17 protein-coding genes are annotated in these 15,545 nt (G+C 60.4%); 8 read left to right on the top strand and 9 right to left on the bottom strand.

Annotated elements, in window-relative coordinates; translation table 11 throughout:
• Window positions 1–112: 112 nt before the first annotated feature.
• Both flgM and B9Z50_RS09095 read left to right on the top strand, forming a co-directional pair.
• Window positions 113–415: a flagellar biosynthesis anti-sigma factor FlgM gene (flgM, locus tag B9Z50_RS09100; protein WP_233249815.1), complete on the top strand. Its 303-nt coding sequence runs from the start codon at window positions 113–115 to the stop codon at window positions 413–415.
• 7 nt (window positions 416–422) lie between these two features.
• Window positions 423–860, top strand: coding sequence for a flagellar protein FlgN (locus B9Z50_RS09095; protein WP_108363423.1), 438 nt, complete (start codon window positions 423–425; stop codon window positions 858–860).
• 189 nt (window positions 861–1,049) lie between these two features.
• Here B9Z50_RS09095 and B9Z50_RS09090 read toward each other — a convergent pair whose 3' ends face one another.
• The 5 genes from B9Z50_RS09090 to B9Z50_RS09070 are packed head-to-tail and all read right to left on the bottom strand — an operon-like array spanning window position 1,050 to window position 4,885.
• Window positions 1,050–1,325: an EscU/YscU/HrcU family type III secretion system export apparatus switch protein gene (locus tag B9Z50_RS09090; protein WP_108363421.1), complete on the bottom strand. Its 276-nt coding sequence runs from the start codon at window positions 1,323–1,325 to the stop codon at window positions 1,050–1,052.
• Entirely contained in the window at window positions 1,322–2,440 is a 1,119-nt protein-coding gene (locus B9Z50_RS09085) for a hypothetical protein (RefSeq protein ID WP_108363419.1), read from the bottom strand. The genes B9Z50_RS09090 and B9Z50_RS09085 overlap by 4 nt, the downstream gene beginning before the upstream one ends.
• 19 nt (window positions 2,441–2,459) lie before the next feature.
• Window positions 2,460–3,038: a FimV family protein gene (locus tag B9Z50_RS09080; RefSeq protein ID WP_146183190.1), complete on the bottom strand. Its 579-nt coding sequence runs from the start codon at window positions 3,036–3,038 to the stop codon at window positions 2,460–2,462.
• Between the two features lie 29 nt (window positions 3,039–3,067).
• Window positions 3,068–4,354, bottom strand: a complete 1,287-nt coding sequence (locus B9Z50_RS09075) for a hypothetical protein (RefSeq protein ID WP_146183189.1) — start codon at window positions 4,352–4,354, stop codon at window positions 3,068–3,070.
• Between the two features lie 36 nt (window positions 4,355–4,390).
• Window positions 4,391–4,885 carry an LPP20 family lipoprotein gene (locus tag B9Z50_RS09070; protein ID WP_108363413.1) on the bottom strand — a complete coding sequence of 165 codons (495 nt, stop codon included), beginning with the start codon at window positions 4,883–4,885 and terminating at the stop codon, window positions 4,391–4,393.
• Between the two features lie 353 nt (window positions 4,886–5,238).
• Between B9Z50_RS09070 and B9Z50_RS09065 the strand changes: the two genes are divergently transcribed.
• Window positions 5,239–6,510 (top strand): sigma-54-dependent Fis family transcriptional regulator, encoded by a 1,272-nt coding sequence (locus tag B9Z50_RS09065; protein WP_108363733.1) that lies wholly within the window; start codon window positions 5,239–5,241, stop codon window positions 6,508–6,510.
• A 20-nt stretch (window positions 6,511–6,530) separates the two neighbouring features.
• Here B9Z50_RS09065 and B9Z50_RS09060 read toward each other — a convergent pair whose 3' ends face one another.
• Complete coding sequence (locus B9Z50_RS09060; RefSeq protein ID WP_146183188.1) at window positions 6,531–7,055, bottom strand: DUF1566 domain-containing protein; 525 nt, start codon at window positions 7,053–7,055, stop codon at window positions 6,531–6,533.
• 190 nt (window positions 7,056–7,245) lie between these two features.
• Here B9Z50_RS09060 and B9Z50_RS09055 point away from each other — a divergent pair, with 190 nt between their 5' ends.
• The 5 genes from B9Z50_RS09055 to B9Z50_RS09035 all read left to right on the top strand — a co-directional run bounded on the left by B9Z50_RS09055 (window position 7,246) and on the right by B9Z50_RS09035 (window position 11,894).
• A complete protein-coding gene (locus B9Z50_RS09055) occupies window positions 7,246–8,004 on the top strand; it encodes a MotA/TolQ/ExbB proton channel family protein (protein ID WP_108363409.1) in 759 nt (252 codons plus the stop codon).
• A gap of 15 nt (window positions 8,005–8,019) precedes the next feature.
• The gene (locus B9Z50_RS18105) at window positions 8,020–9,387 is read left to right on the top strand and encodes a flagellar motor protein MotB (protein WP_108363407.1); all 1,368 of its coding nucleotides are present in this window, start codon (window positions 8,020–8,022) and stop codon (window positions 9,385–9,387) included.
• A 124-nt stretch (window positions 9,388–9,511) separates the two neighbouring features.
• A complete protein-coding gene (locus B9Z50_RS17430) occupies window positions 9,512–9,829 on the top strand; it encodes a hypothetical protein (RefSeq protein WP_146183187.1) in 318 nt (105 codons plus the stop codon).
• 106 nt (window positions 9,830–9,935) lie between these two features.
• A complete protein-coding gene (locus B9Z50_RS09040) occupies window positions 9,936–10,670 on the top strand; it encodes an SOS response-associated peptidase family protein (RefSeq protein ID WP_108363403.1) in 735 nt (244 codons plus the stop codon).
• A 270-nt stretch (window positions 10,671–10,940) separates the two neighbouring features.
• The gene (locus B9Z50_RS09035; protein ID WP_108363401.1) at window positions 10,941–11,894 is read left to right on the top strand and encodes a hypothetical protein; all 954 of its coding nucleotides are present in this window, start codon (window positions 10,941–10,943) and stop codon (window positions 11,892–11,894) included.
• Between the two features lie 117 nt (window positions 11,895–12,011).
• Here the strand turns inward: B9Z50_RS09035 and argH are convergent, their stop codons facing one another.
• From argH to B9Z50_RS09020, 3 genes are all read right to left on the bottom strand, one after another.
• On the bottom strand, window positions 12,012–13,463 hold the full coding sequence (gene argH / locus B9Z50_RS09030; RefSeq protein ID WP_108363399.1) for an argininosuccinate lyase: 1,452 nt from the start codon (window positions 13,461–13,463) through the stop codon (window positions 12,012–12,014).
• 155 nt (window positions 13,464–13,618) lie between these two features.
• A complete protein-coding gene (locus B9Z50_RS09025; protein WP_108363731.1) occupies window positions 13,619–14,614 on the bottom strand; it encodes an SDR family oxidoreductase in 996 nt (331 codons plus the stop codon).
• Window positions 14,611–15,522: a bile acid:sodium symporter family protein gene (locus B9Z50_RS09020; RefSeq protein ID WP_108363397.1), complete on the bottom strand. Its 912-nt coding sequence runs from the start codon at window positions 15,520–15,522 to the stop codon at window positions 14,611–14,613. Before B9Z50_RS09020 ends, B9Z50_RS09025 begins: the two co-directional genes overlap by 4 nt.
• Window positions 15,523–15,545: the final 23 nt, after the last annotated feature.

The raw sequence follows: 15,545 nt of genomic DNA, 5'->3' as shown, positions 1-15,545 counted from the left end.
TGAAATTCATGAAAATAATGACCTGTTGGGCTCAAGTTCTAGAATCAGCTGTCGATTCTGAATACGAGCAAGGTCTCAGCTCATTGATAAGAGACCAGAAAAGAGAACCATCATGACTGATCCCATCTCTAGTTTTCGCCGGGTTGCCCAAATGGACTCGTCCAATCGCCAAGCGGCTGCGAAGGCTCAAGAGCGCACGTCTGACGCTGCGCCAGAAGGCCTGACCAAGGCCCTGGCGCCCCAGACCGACGAAGTCAAACTGAGCGCCGTTGCGCAAAAAGCCATGCAAGAGCCAGAATTCGACCGGGCCAAAGTCGAGGCCATCAAGCTCGCCATTCAACAGGGTCAATACCCCTTGGATTCGCGCCGAATCGCTGAAAACTTCTTGGCCATCGAAAAAATGATCAAGGAATAAATCTGGCATGAGCCTCATCCCGCCAACCCACGCGATCCCTGCCCATGACGGCAGCTTGGATGCCGTGTTTGCCGAAGCAGCCCAAGATACGGCTCGCCTGGGTGAGTTGCTTGCGCAAGAATTTGAAATGCTCAAAACCCGCGATATGGCGGGTTTTGAAACCTTACAAGACGAAAGAAACCAGCTTTTGCAGCGACTGGCCCAAGTCGCCCAATGGGCCACAGCTCAAGACCCCGTGCCGGTGCCGTGGCAAAACCTGCAACCTCCGCTGCTGCAGTGCAAACAAGACCACTTGCGCAACATCCAGTTGCTTCAGCGTCAATTGCAAGCCGTCAAGGGCGCCTTGCAAGCTCTTCAAGGTGAGTCGGCCTCCACCATCGACCTCTATGACCGCCTCGGTCAAGTTTCACGCCGCCACAGCATCAGTCCCTTTTTGGACGCCTGATCGGCCACCCCGGCGTCTGTCTGGGTCTGGCCGGTGCCGGACTTCAGGTTCGATAGGCCCAATGGCGCCGCTTAAAAATATCGCTTCATAAAAAAGGCCCTCGGACCGCAAGGTATCGACAACGCCCATTACATGCTTGTTGATCAACTCTTTGCCTTTACTGTGCTTTGAGCAGGGTGAACGAAAAGTTCATATTTTCTCGTCGCCTGGTCGCATGCCCTTGAGCCAATACACCCACGACAGGATCACCGCCACGGCGGTGTAGAGCTCGGGGGGGATTTCCTTGTCCAGATCGATGCGGCTGAGCAGGGCCAGCAGCTGGGGGTCTTCGGCCACATACACGCCGTGGCGCTGAGCCTCGTCGATGATGCGTTGGGCCAGTTCGTCCTCGCCTTTGGCGCTGATGATGGGGGTTTTGCGCTTGCCGTACTCCAGGGCAATCGCTTCCTTGAGCGGTGCTTTCATGTTTTGACATCCAGCAAGCTGCCGGTCTCGGGGGTGTTCCAAGGCATGGGTTCGCTCGGGCCGGGGCCGTGGATGACTTGCAGCCGGGTCATGTTCAGGCCCGCACTGTCGAGTTCTTCGGCCAGGTTGGGCGACAGGTCACGGGCGCGTTTGACCACGTCCTCGCGCAGCGCCCACATGACCATGTCGACCTCGGTCTCACCGCTGATGCGGGTTTGCAACCAGACTTCGCCCAAGTCGCGGTTGCGTGTGTGCAGATGGATGACCAGGGGTGCTTTTTCTTCACCTGGTTGGCGGCGGCCGCGCACAAAGCGCAGGGCCACGGGCTCGGCATCAGAAAACGGCAGCATCATCGACAGCACCCACTCACGGCCTGTCACGGTTTCGGCCGCAGTCAGCTGTCGCGACTCGATGTCGTCGATGGCGTCTTGCACGCGGCCAGAGGCTTCGTGGCTGGTGGTTTGCAGCAAGCGAAGCAACTGACGCAGGCCCGATTTCAGGTCCACAACGCCACTGCCTTGTCCTTGTGCCAGCAAGGCTTCGGTCATCAGCCCGCTGCGCTGCATGAGTTGCTGGAGTTTTTCTGGGGTCAGCTGCGCCATGCTGGGGCGCAGGCGTTGCCATTGCTGGAGTGCAGCCATCTCTGGCGAAGCCGAGCCCAGGCCTTGCAGCAAGCTGTCGAGGCCGCCCGGTCGCAGCAGCATGGCCAACGCGTTCATGTCTGGTGGCCTAAAGCTCAGCTGTTGCAGCCGGTTGGGCATTTGCGCCAGTGGTGCGGCCGCCGCGGCTTGGGCCGCGTTTTGGGCTTGCAGCGGGCGCAGCCAGATCGAGCCATCGGTTTGCAACTGCACCCGGAACAAGGCCGTGTCGCCTGAGGCCAGGCGCAGTCCGGCGGGCAGGTCTTTGGGCAAGTCGATGAAACGCCCGGCTTGGGCGGGTTCTTGCAAGTTCAGTCGCAGCCGGTCCAGTCGCGCCTCAACCGTGGCTTGGACCACTTGGCCGTCGCGCAAACCCAGATCGGCGGCGGTGCGCTCGACCACCAAGGGCAAACGCCCCTCCAGATAAATGGTCGGGGTTTTGGGGCTGAGGTGGGCAGTTTCAGCCCCAGTGATCATGCGGCGGCCTGCGCTGCGATCAGGGAAAACGCACCCAGCTGCGCTGATCGCTCGGATCAACCGAGCCAGCGTGGTTGGCTCGTGCATCGCCGCCTTGCAGCAAAGCCGCCGAGCTGGGGTGCTGGCTCAGCATCATCTGACGCAAAGCGGCCATGCTGGGCACTTGCATACTGGCCCCCGCAAGCATCCTGTTGGGCGATCCCGAGGGGAAGACCCGCGGGTTCAAGCTCACAAAGGCCTTGCGCAAAAAGTCGGGGTGCAAAGGCACGCCAGGTAAGGTGCGGCGAATCAGACGGTCCAGCGTCTCGCCGCGCTGCACCGTGACTGTGCTGCCCACCATGCCAGAGGCCGAGGACAAGCCCGTAGAAGCAGCCCCGATGGCCGAAGCGCCAGCGGGATAATGTGATCCGGCCGAGTGAGCAGGCGTGGGCGGCAGCCCTCCTGATTGCTGAAACGCTGCTTGCGGACCCAGCAGCGCCTTGAGTGCCAAGGCTGCAGCGGTGTCGGCCGACCAGGCCGCCGCGCTCCAGCTGGCCAGCGCGCAGCCGCCGAGCAACCAGATGGCCAATCGATGTGGGGTGAAAACGGCAATGTTCATGGTGTCATTCTGTTGCAGGTTGAGCGGGCTCACAAGGGCAGGGCCATCCAGGCACCATGCGAAGCCAGTGCTGGGCCGGCCAGTTGTTGCAGCTCGGTGCGGTGCGGACCGACCTTGACCACTTGGGCCAAAGCCAGGTGCTGGGCCACACCGGGCTCCAGCATGCGGGCAGGCACATGGGCGGGGTCCATCAAAAGAACACGGTCACCGGGGCGCAAGCCGCTGCCATAGCCAGCTTGCAATTCCAGCGCAGGTGTGCCCTGGCGACGCACATGGAACTGCACCGGCTCGCACTCAGTCAGTTTGTCCAGTTGGGCCACCCATTGGCGCATGCGATCTTGCAGAAGTCCTTGCATCTGCTGCGCCCAAGCCGAGGGGCTTTGGACCAGCGCCAAAGGGTCAAGCGAGACGATCTGTTCAATGTGCCACTGCGGCACCAGGCGCGCAGTGGGGCTGAGCTTTTGGCCCAGGCGCACGCTCAGCGTCCAGCGCCACGGCGGGGCGGTTTCGCTCAGGCTCTGGCTCACGCGCTCAGTCCACGAACGAGGGGCCTCGGCCGGCGCGTGTGGCTGCAGCGAGATCTCGGCCATCCAGCCACTGCGCTCCTCGGTCTGGCCTGTCAGGGCGCGCAGGTAGGCGTTGTCGGACTGTGGCGCGGGCTGCGCCACGCTGTGCGTGCGCCAGCGCTGCGACTGCTGCATGTTCTGGCCCCAGGCCTCTTGGGCCAGGTCCAGCAGGGTCTGGCTGGCAAACAGCTGCGGGCCGCTGAACCCCTCGGGCATCACCAGTTGCACGCCCAAAGGCAAACGCCAAGGCCGGGGTGGGGCCTTGCAGCTTTGGTTGGCCCCTACGGCTTTCCAGCCCCAAGGCAGCACCTCGGCACTGACCTGGGTCACGGGCTCATCGCCTTGCAAATAAGACAAGACCCGCACACCGCGCACCTGCGCCTCGGAGTGGAAATGGGCGCTCTCATGCAAAGCGCCCTTGTCGTCCACCCAGGCCGTGCTGACCACCCGTGTGGGTCGCTCCAGCGTGGCGTCCAAAATCGCCTGGCGGATGGCGGCCAACTGCGCGTCGTATTCTTTTTGCGGGTTTTTTGCGCTCGCCTTGGCCGATTGGCCTTGGGCGCTCAAGAGCGCTTGCACCGGGGCCGAAGCCAGTGCCTTGGCCGCCAACTCGGCGGGGCTGGGGCTTTGGGCGGCCGCCGTGGTGACCAGAGCACAGCCCACCACGGCGGCGCTCATGCGCAGCCAAGCCAAGCCAGCGCCACAGTGGCCGGGCAGGGCAGGGCGGGGCAGGTTCACAAGGGCCAGCATGGGGTCATCCAATCCGAGTTGATTTGAAAGAGGCGATCAGCGGCGACGCGAAGCCATCTGACCCAGGTACAAGGCGCGCAAATCGCGCACCAAATGTTGGTCCAGCGACAAGGTGGTTTCGTAAGTGTCGTCACCCACAGGTGTGATGCTGACCATGGTGGCCCCATAAATCACGCCTTCGACCTTGGCGCGAAAGGTGTCGCTCATCACCGTCATGTCGGCCACTGTGGTGCTGGCGTCCAGCTGCTGGCCATACACCTGCTCGGTCAAGGAGCGGTAAGCGTCGAGCTTCGAGGCGCGGATGGCCAGCAAACGCTGCTGAGCCGGGTTTTTGTGATTTTGCACGCTGATCACCGCATAGCCAGTGGCCACAAGGGTTTCGCGCTTTTCGACCAAGGGCCCGATCATGGAGGGCGCCTGCGCTGCAGGTTCTGTTTTATCTTGCGCCATGCTGTTCACGGGCAAGGCGTGGCAGCCGGCCAAGGCCAAGCTGGCTAAAAGCGCTGCAGTCAGTGATCGGGTACGGGTCATTGTGCTTCTCCATGAACGGGCACCCACGTCTGCCAAAGCGGCGCGTGGATGTGGTGTGACTTGTTGCATACATCGGCAGCATGGACCAAGTCTTGAGCTGAAGACGCGCATTCCCGTTGGTTTTGAAGACCTCTGCAAAATAGTGAAACCCTAAATACGCAAATAAATTGTGAAATTTGATGATAAAACTGTATTTTTCAGTAAATACTTGCTAAGATCGCATTTGTTAATTTATAAACAGACAAGTGGATAAATTAACAAAAATTTTTCAATTGCCCCGTGTAGACACCAGCGCCACCTGCCCGATCGGCATGGCCTGAACGCCACAGGGCCTCACCAGACACCGGATGGACATGAAAGCCAGCGCCAAAACCCAAATCATTGGACAAAGCCGAGCCACGCAGTTTCTGCGCGAGCTCATCCAAACTTTGGCGGCTTCATCCTCTACGGCCTTGGTGACAGGCGAAAGCGGTACAGGCAAAGAGCTGGTGGCCCAGGCCCTGCATGCCCAAGGCCCCCGCGCCAGCGGCCCCTTCGTGCCCATCAACTGCGGTGCCATCCCCCGTGAGTTGATCGAAAGCGAACTGTTCGGACACCGAAAAGGCACCTTCACCGGTGCCGTGGCCGACCGCCTAGGCCGCTTTGAGCTGGCCCACGGCGGCACACTGTTCCTCGACGAAATCGGCGACCTGCCCATGGACATGCAAGTCAAACTGCTGCGTGTCCTGCAAGAGCGCTGCATCTTGCCCGTGGGCGCCTCGCGCGAAGTGCCGGTGGATGTGCGCGTGGTCGCAGCCACCCACAAAAACCTCGAAGCCGAGGTCGCAGCCGGGCGCTTCCGTGAAGACCTGTACTACCGCATCAACGTCCTGCCCATCTCCACCACCGCCTTGCGCGAGAGGCCCGACGACATTGCATCCTTGCTGCAGTTCTATGCCGAAAAGCACACCTTGCCCGGCAACCGCCCCCTGAAATTCGCACCCGACATGCTGCAGATGCTCAAGGCCTATGCTTGGCCTGGCAATGTGCGCGAGCTGTCCAACCTGGTCGACCGTTTCTCGACCCTGTTTCCTTCGCAAACCCTGCAAGTGCACACCGTGCCTGCATGCATGATGCCCTCGGGTTTGGCCGCGCTGCAGGCCCAGTGCCTGAGCCAAATGCCTGGCCCAGCCCAGCAGCCGTCTTTGTTTGGCAGCGCCAATGCCGGCGCAGTGCCGCAAGCGGCCGTGGCCTTGGACGAGCCCAGCTGGAGCCCTGCAGCCACGGCCTCAACCGACAGCCCCTGGGCGGACAGCGACCCCCTGAGCCACTTGTTGGCCAGCAGCGACAGCGACGCCGCCGCGCGCACAACGTCCCGGCCCGCCATGGCCCCCATGCCCCTGTCCGCCTCGAATGATGAGATGAGTTCGGTAGAAGAGGTCATCTTGCTCGCTCAAGGCATTCAAACTCTGCCGCCGGACGGCATCTCGCTCAAGCAACACCTGATCGACATCGAGCGCAATCTGATTGAGCAAGCGCTCAGCCGCACGCAAGGGAACGTTTCGCAAACGGCCCGTTTGCTGCAACTGCAGCGCACCACCTTGATCGAAAAAATCAACAAGTACGAACTGCGTTCCTTCGGGTGAACATCCAGTGCACGTCCACTTCAGGGCTTGGCATCCATGACCAACAAAAAGGGGCGTTTTTGCGTCACCACCTCTTTGCAAATCGAGTTGCCATTGAAGGTGTACACGGTGCAGCCCATCGAGGGGCCATTGAGGCTGGTCGACGAGGTCCAGTAATTGGTGATCTGAATGCTCGGAAACACACGGGTGTCCAGCGCCGGGTTGGTGCAATGGTCTTGCTTGAGCGTGGCCATCTCACCCACCGTGGGCAAGCGCCAAGGCTGGCCCGCACGGGCGGCAAACTCGGTGGCATAAGCCAGCGCTTCTTGGCGCGGCAACTCGATGGCATCGCCCACACACTGTGCGTTGGAAAAGCGTTGCCCTGCGCTGCAGCGGTACCAGCGCAGGCCCTCGGCCTTGTCCAGGGCGCTGCCGTTGGGGTCGAGTTGCAGGGTTACCGGGTGCCCTGTGTCCAGAAAGCTGCTGCACTGGGGCAAGCTTTCATAACGCTCACAGCCAGCCAGCAGCAGCAGGGGCAGTGCGGAGACGGTCAGGATTTTGAACATGGATTTGAGCAATGCAACTGAATAGAAGGATCGACATGAAACACCACAACTTGAGTGCGCTTTTCTTGCAGCATACCGTCAAGAAACTTGCGCTGCTGCCGATACGCTTTATGCCATGATGCCCACCACGCGCAAACAGGGTTTGCGCTGAGCCTCAACCGAATCAATCACTTACAGACAACATCAATATATGGACCTCGCAACCATCGTGGGCTTTGTGGCCACCTTCGCGCTGATTTTTCTGGCCATGGGCGACCCGGGGCCGTTCATTGACATGCCTTCGGTTTACATCGTGATCGGTGGCACTTTGATGGCCGTTTTGGCCCGAAGTTCATTTCCTGAGTTCATAGGCTCCATCGGTGTGGCGCTCAAAACCGTCAAGTTCAAAATCGACCCACCCGAGACCCTGATCGAAAAGCTGGTCGAATTGGGCACCATCGCACGCAAGGACGGCATGATCGCCCTCGAAGGTCAGGACATCGCCAACAAATTCATGGCCAGTGGCATCCGCATGCTGGTTGACGGCTCCGAGCCCGCCATGATTCGCGCCACCTTGGAGCGCGAGATGGACATGATCAAAAAGCGCAACACTGAAGGCATGGCCTTCATCGCTTCGGCGCAGGAAATCGCGCCTGCCATGGGCATGATTGGTACTTTGGTCGGTCTGGTGCTGATGCTGGGCAACATGAGTGACCCCAAGGCCATTGGTCCGGCCATGGCGGTGGCCTTGCTCACCACCTTGTACGGCGCGATCATCGCCAACGTGATCTGCATCCCCCTGAACCAAAAATTGGCCAAACTCGACCTGGCCGAATCGCTCAACCACGAGCTGATCATTGAGGGCGTGATGTTCATCCAAAGCGGCGGCAACCCCCGTATGCTGCCCGACCTGTTGATGCCTTTCGTCAACCCCAAGGCCCGCGCCAAAATGGAAGCAGCTGCTTCTTGATCGAAGGGGTCAGACGTGGCTGATAACAAACCGGCAGAAGGCGAAGAAGAAGCCGCCCCCGCCAAACCAGAAAAATCCTTTGGGCCGGACGACTGCCCCAAATGCGAAGAATGCCCGCCCTGTAAAGCCGGAGCCCCCGGCTGGATGGCCACCTTCGCCGACATGGCGACCCTGCTCATGGCCTTCTTCGTGCTTTTGCTGTCCTTTGCCGAGATGAACGTGCCCAAGTTCAAGCAAATCAACGGCTCCATGAAGAACTCCTTCGGAGTACAGCGCATCATCCCCACGGTGGAGCCGCCCAAGGCCCAAAGCCTGATCGCGCAACACTTCACCCCCTCGGTGGCCGAACCCACGCCCATCAAAACGGTGCAGCAAGAAACCACCGACGACCGCAAGGAAAACGTCGAACTCAAAACCGACGTGGCCCCGCAAGCCCAGCAAGCCCTTGAAGCCACCAAACAAGCCTTGGCTCAGGAAATCAGCCGAGGCGAAGCCCAAGTCAAGATGGAGGCAGGCAAAGTCGTGGTCGAAATGACCGCCACGCCATCGTCTGGCGGCGGTGCAGGGCCCTCGGGTCAGCAAAAAGGCGGCGCAGGATCATCGGGCACCAACCAAGGCGGTAGCGCATCTTCGGGCTCGCAAAGCGCTGGAGCCTCGGCTTCGGGTGCCGCAGCTGGCGGCGCATCAGCCACGGGTTCTGCCGCAGGCGGCGCGTCTGCCTCTGGCGCTCAGGCCTCGGGTGCGGCGGCACAAGGCGCCAAACAAGCGGGCACCGTGTCGCAAGGTGAGATCGAATTCTTTGCCAAAGTGGCCGACGTGCAATCCAAAGTGCAAGCCCCGGTGGAAGTGCGCGACGTGCGTGCAGGTGCAACCGACAGTGCAGGCGGTGCTGGCAAAGCCGGTAGCGCAGGTGGTGGCAGCGGCAAAATGGACGCCGACGCCGAACTCCAACGCATTCGCCAGGACCTGGCCAAAGAGATCAATGCTGGTAAAGCCGAAGTCATGCGCGACGGCGCCAAGATCATCATCCGCTTGGCCGAACAAGGCTCCTTCCGATCGGGCAACGCCGACCTGCAGCCTGGCTTCATGTCCCTGCTCGGCGAAGTCAGCAAAACCGTCAGCAGCAGCAAAGGCCGCGTCTTCATTGAAGGCCACACCGACAACGTGCCGGTCGTCTTCAACGAACGGTTCCGCTCCAACTGGGACCTGTCCGGTGCCCGGGCTGGCGCAGTGGCCGACTACATGTCCACCCAAGGTGGCCTGGGAGCAGGGCGTCTGAGTGTCTCCGGCTTTGCCGACACCAAACCGATTGACAGCAACGATTCCGCTGCAGGCAGAGGCCGCAACCGCCGCATCGAAATCATCATCGACGGTGCAGGCTAAGCCAATGCACGTTCAGCGTATCGGGCGTTGTTGGGAAAAGAGGCCGGCCTTGATCTGAAGGGATCGGGGGAAACAAGCGCTGTGAACAGCCACGGGTCACCGTGAAAGTTCACAGCAATTGGATTTGAAGCTGCAAGCCAACAAGATCGAGGTTTGCAAAAGTCACCGTCAGCGGGATGAGCATCCTGATTTGAACGCCAACGGCCCCTTGCTTGGCGTTGCTATTTCTGCGCAGCCAGGTGTTGAAGCCGCTGGTGCGTTCTCGCCCACTTGTTTGGGTTTCTGCGCCTTTGCCTGGGCGCTGAGGAAAAGCAACGCCACAAACAAAACCCCACACGCAATCCGCATACCCACCAAAACAGATCTCATGGTCAATTCTTGCTATGGGACCTCAACGGGCCCGTCAAATTTTTTCAAAATTCTAGTGGCAAAAAATCCATGAATTGAATGGATATGTGTCGGTATGTTTCTTTGACGATGCATGTGGCATGCTGGTTTGAGGGTGAGCTGGCCAGTCTTGCGTTGGGGCGTGGGTTAGCATCAAAGCAATGAGCACCCAATACGAATGTCTGAAAAGTCCTGACCTTTACGCGGAGGCCTTTGGTATCGACCCACCCGTCGTCCTCTTGGGTCAGGAAGTCTGGCCACGCCAGCCGGGTTTTTTCATTCGAAAAGCCGTCTGTGCGGCTGAGTCCATCCCAGTCCCAAAGGGCGATGACGTGGCCTCGACCCACACAGAGGACGAGCGGGTTATTCCCGTGGCCGAAGCACCGCTGTCGATGGAACTGATGCAAGGCCAATTTGGTCTTGTGCCCACTTGGGTCAAATCGGCATCCGACGCGAAACTGCGATCGACCAAACTGGCGGTGACCCGCTACGAAACCATGAGCACCGCCACGGCCACGCGTGAAAGTTGGCTCAAAGGGCAACGGTGCATCATTCCCATGCAAGCTTTTGTGGAAGACGACTGGCGCAGCCGCAAGGCCGTGCCAACCCGTATCGCCCGCGTGGATGGAAAGCCCATGGGCGTGGCCGGTTTGTGGGCGCAATGGATCCAAGGCGATGAAGAAATCATCAGCTTCACGCTGCTCACGGTGAACGCCAACAGCCATGCGCTGATGAACCGCTACGGACAAAATGGCAACGAAAAACGCATGCCAGCCATCCTCAACGAAGGCGCTTATGGGGCTTGGCTCAGCGCCCCCGTGGACAAAGCGCGGGAGTTCATGCGGGCCTATCCGGCGCAATTGCTCCTGGCCAATCCGATTCAAAAAAAGAAATAAGTGGGCATTTTTCGCCTGTAACGCCTCGCTCCGAAGGGCCACATACCCCGGGTGCTGTTTTGGCGATGGCTTGCACACCTGGCTTTTTGAATGGGTGGTGTCAAGGTCTGTGGTCTTTCGTGGTGCTGGATCAGTGGGTTGTATTGTTAAAAATTGTTAATGAAAATGATTTTATTTTTTTGATCGAATCATAATTTTTTGATTGTTACGGATAATTAAAAAACCTATCGATGGGGTGTGCTTACCCCCCTATATCCGGAACCGACTGCCATGACCGACCAGACACACAGTCCTTTTGACGCCTCGCTCAGCGCTGCATTCTTGGACATCTCCGTCAAGTTCGAAGTCGGTTGCCGGTTCAGCATCCGCGGCTCAGCAATGGGTTTTGCCAATGGCACTGAAGTGGCCATCCAGGTCGTTGACACCCAAAGCAACTACAAGACTTTGACGGCCACCGTCACAGACGGCGTTTTCGAGGTGCGCCATCTGGACGAACGCGTTTTTGCGCCCGGTATTTTGACCATCACAGCCAGCGCTGGCGATCAGATGGCGCAGCAGTCTTTGGTGCTGCAGGCCAGGCCCGATCTGGACCCCATCGTCATCGACCAGCAGCCTGTGCTCAATGCGCTCAACCAACTCAGTATCCAGGGCAAAGCGCCTACCCTGACGTCTCGTGATGAACTGCAGCTGGTGATCCGCGACGTCGATGGCAACAGCGTCTTCGCGTCCGCGGTGGTGCAGTCCGATGGCCGCTTCAGCGTGCACGGCATCAGCACAAATGGCCTGATGGACGGTACCTTGTTCATTGATGTCAAGGCCCAAACCCATGCTGGTGCCATCAGCGTGGTGAATGCGTCCAACCTGGAGCAGCTGAGTACTGCGCCCGAGGTCCCTGTCCAGAACTTGGCGCCGGCCGAGGACTCATCTTTGGCGCTGACCATGGCTGTAGCCGATGCGGCCTTTGCGCACCATGGTGTGCCGGAGCTGGACTTGGCTGGATTTGTGGCAAAAGTCAGGTCAGACAAGGCCAAGGAGGCGTCCTTACTGGATGCGCAAGGCAGCGTGAAGGTCTTCCTCTACGACACGCTCCAAGACGAACAGACGGCCGTGCACGAATTGTTTGCCACAGCTGACAGTGGCGTCACGGCAGACCAGGGCTCAGTCATGCCGGGCTTGGGCATGGATTTGCTGGCCGAACACATCATGCGACAGAGCCAGGGTTGAGCTTCTGGGCGGTGTCCGTCAGGGGCACCCTGGATTGACGCTGAGCCTGCTCAGGCTGAGAGCAGGGTTGGCTTCAGAGGCGTTCAGCCCTCAGTGCAGCGTGCCGAGAGGGTGGTATCAATGACCCCAGCGCGCACGGTGCCGCGCGATTTGCGAGCGCACCTGTGCTGGCGCTGTGCCGCCCAAGGTGTTGCGGGCGTTCATCGAGCCTTGCAGACTGAGCGGCCCAAACACATCGGTTTCGATGCGGTTGTCGAACTTTTGCAGGGTTTCCAGGGGCAGCTCTGACAGGTCTACACCCAGGCCCTGCGCGGTTTTGACCGCGTGGGCCACCACCTCGTGGGCATCGCGGAAAGGCAAACCTTTTTTCACCAGGTAGTCGGCTAAGTCGGTGGCGGTGGCGTAACCCTTCTTCACAGCCGCTTCCATGGCCGCGGCGTTGACGGTGATGCCGCCTTCTTTGACGCCCGTGGCGGGGTTGACCTGACCGCCCACCATCTCGCAGAAGATACGCAGCGTGTCTTTGAGCGTGTCCACCGTGTCGAACAGCGGCTCTTTGTCTTCCTGGTTGTCTTTGTTGTAGGCCAGGGGCTGGCCCTTCATCAGGGTGATCAGGCCCATCAGGTGGCCGACCACACGACCGGTTTTGCCGCGTGCGAGTTCGGGCACGTCGGGGTTTTTCTTCTGCGGCATGATGCTCGAGCCGGTGGTGAAGCGGTCGGCGATGCGCACAAAACCAAAGTTCTGGCTCATCCACAAGATCAACTCTTCCGAGAAGCGGCTGATGTGGACCATGCACAACGACGCGGCGGCGGTGAATTCGATGGCGAAGTCGCGGTCGCTCACGCCGTCCAAGCTGTTTTGGCTGACCTGTGGGTGGCCGTGGTCATCGACCATGCCCAGGGTGCGGGCCACGCGCTCGCGGTCCAGCGGGTAGGTGGTGCCGGCCAAGGCGGCGCTGCCCAGCGGCAGGCGGTTGGTACGGCGGCGCACATCGACCATGCGCTCGGCGTCGCGGCTGAACATTTCCACATAGGCCAAGAGGTGGTGCGCAAAGCTCACGGGTTGCGCCACTTGCAGGTGGGTGAAGCCGGGCATGATGACCTCGACGTTGCGCTCGGCCACATCCACGAGGGACTTTTGCAGGTCGGCCAACAACTCGATGATCAGGTCCATCTCGCCGCGCAACCACAGGCGCACGTCGGTGGCGACTTGGTCGTTGCGGCTGCGGCCGGTGTGCAGGCGCTTGCCGGCGTCGCCCACCAGCTGGGTCAGGCGCGCTTCGATGTTCAGGTGCACGTCTTCCAGGTCGAGCTTCCATTCAAAAGCGCCAGATTCGATCTCTTGCCAGATTTGCGCCATGCCGCGCTGAATGTCGGCCAGGTCTTGGGCGGCGATGATGTTTTGCGCGGCCAGCATCTCGGCGTGGGCCAGGCTGCCAGTGATGTCGGCTTGCCACAGGCGCTTGTCAAAGAACACGCTGGCGGTGTAGCGCTTGACCAACTCGCTCATGGGTTCAGAAAAGAGGGCGGACCAGGCTTGGGATTTTTTGTCGAGTTGGTTTGTCATAAGCCGGCAATTTTATCGGGCTTCGATTCGGCTTGGATTTCAAGCCCGCAGGCCAGCAAGGCGAGCGCCAAGGGTGCGCAGTCTTGGGCCGCAGGAAGTAAATTCATCTGGGGTGAAAGCTTGCAGTTTGGCTGGGTTGCCGGTTCACGACCGAGTTAAGACCGGTTTGGGGCGCGAGGCGCTCTGTAGGCCTCAAAGGCCTGGGCACTCGACTTGTTGGGTGTGTAGCCAAAGTGCGTTTTGAGTGCCGTGTTCAGCAGCACAGGCCGGTAGCGTAAGAAGTCCAGTTGTTCGGGGCCGTAGCGGCTCAGTCCTAATGTGCTGCCCAGCCACAAAGCGGTTTTCAAGAGCCAAGCGGGCAGCACTCGGGTGGGTTTGTTCATGCGTTGCGCGATTTCACGCACCGTCAAAGCCCCGTCACCCGCCAAATTAAAGCAGCCGCTGGGTGCCTCGCCGCTCAGGGCGTGCGCGATGGCCCCTATGACGTCTTCGTCCCAAATGAACACGAAAGGGCTGTCGCTGCCTTGCACGGCCAGCAGGCGGGGTTTTTCAAACAGGGCGGTGATCTGGTTGTTGACGTGCTCGCCCAAGATGGTGCCAATGCGCAGCACGGTTTGCTGCAGCTGCGGGTGAGTTTGGCGGTATTGCGCCAGCATTTCTTCGACCAGACGCTTGTGGTGCGAATAGGCAAAGCTTTCGTTGCCGCGCAGCGGCATGTCTTCGGTGAGCCACGCGGGGTTGTCGGCGTGGTAGCCGTAGGCTGCGCCGCTGGAGGAGACCACGATGTGCTGCACGCCATGCGCCACGCAGGCCTGCAATACGTTGCGCGCGCCCTCCACATCGACCGAGTATTCGAAGGCGCGGTGGCTGTCTTTGCCGGGCGTGACGATGGCCGCCAAGTGCACCACCGTGTCGATGTGGTGCGCAGCCACAGTCTCGGCCAAGGCCGGATCGCGCACGTCTTGCGTCAGGTAGGTGATGCCCGGCAGGCGCTGAGCCTCGGGCACCTCACGCACATCCACTGCGATCACGGCCTCGCACTCGCCTTGGCGGGCGAGTTGGTCGATCAGGCCTTGGCCCAAAAAACCTGCTGCGCCTGTGACCAACACGCGCTGTGCACGCGGCGTGTTGTGCATGGACTCTGCGCTCATGCGTTTGGGTCCTTGAGCGGGCGGCGTGCCCACCAGCCTGCCAGCACCAGTCCGGCGATGATGTCCCAAAAGCCCCAAACGCCCGCCACCACGGCCATGCCGCCCAGGCCGTCAAAGAAGCTGAAGATCAGCACCAGGCCCAGGCCCGCGTTGCGGATGCCGACTTCGATCGACAAGGCGCGGCTGTCGTAGTCGGACAAGCGGGCGGCTTTGGCGCAAAACCAACCGGTGCCAAAAGCCAGCGCGTCATGCAAGATGACGGCCACCAGCACCAGGCCCACATAGTCCAAAAAGTAGCGCCAGTTGCCCGCAATGGCGGCCAAGATGAAGCCAATCAGTGCCACAAAGCTGATGATGCGCAGGGGTTTTTTGAAGCGCTCGGTCCAGACGGGCAAATAGCGGATGCACAGCAGGCCCAACACAAAGGGCAGGCCGATGATGAGCAGGATGTGCGCAAACATTTGCATCGGGTCTAAGGCGATGTCGGCCAACAACTGGGAGCCCGTGGGGTGCAAGCCGCCCCAAAACGCGAAGTTCAGCGGCATGGCCACCACCGCGATGGCATTCGACACGGCGGTCATCGACACACTCAGCGCCACATTGCCCTTGGCCCGGTGCGTGAGGATGTTGCTCACATTGCCCGGCGGGCAGCAGGCCACCAAGATCATGCCCAAAGCGATGCTGGGCGCGGGCTGCAGCACCAGCGTCAAAACAAAGGTGATGGCAGGCAAGAGCAGGAACTGCGCCCCAATGCCCACCGCAAAAGCCATGGGCATGCGCAGCAGGCGACGAAAGTCTTCGGCCCGGGTGTCCAACGCGATGCCGAACATCAAAAATGCCAGCACGCCGTTGAGCAGGGCCAGTGAAGCGGGGTTGAAGTTCAGGCGGATTTCATCAACAGGCAGCATGGGGGCTTTCGTGAGGGGACGGG

The sequence above is a fragment of the Limnohabitans sp. Bal53 genome, from assembly GCF_003063355.1.
GTDB lineage: Bacteria > Pseudomonadota > Gammaproteobacteria > Burkholderiales > Burkholderiaceae_C > Limnohabitans_A.
The sequence above is the reverse complement of the archived record's forward strand: the minus strand, read 5'-3'. Positions and strand labels throughout refer to the sequence as shown.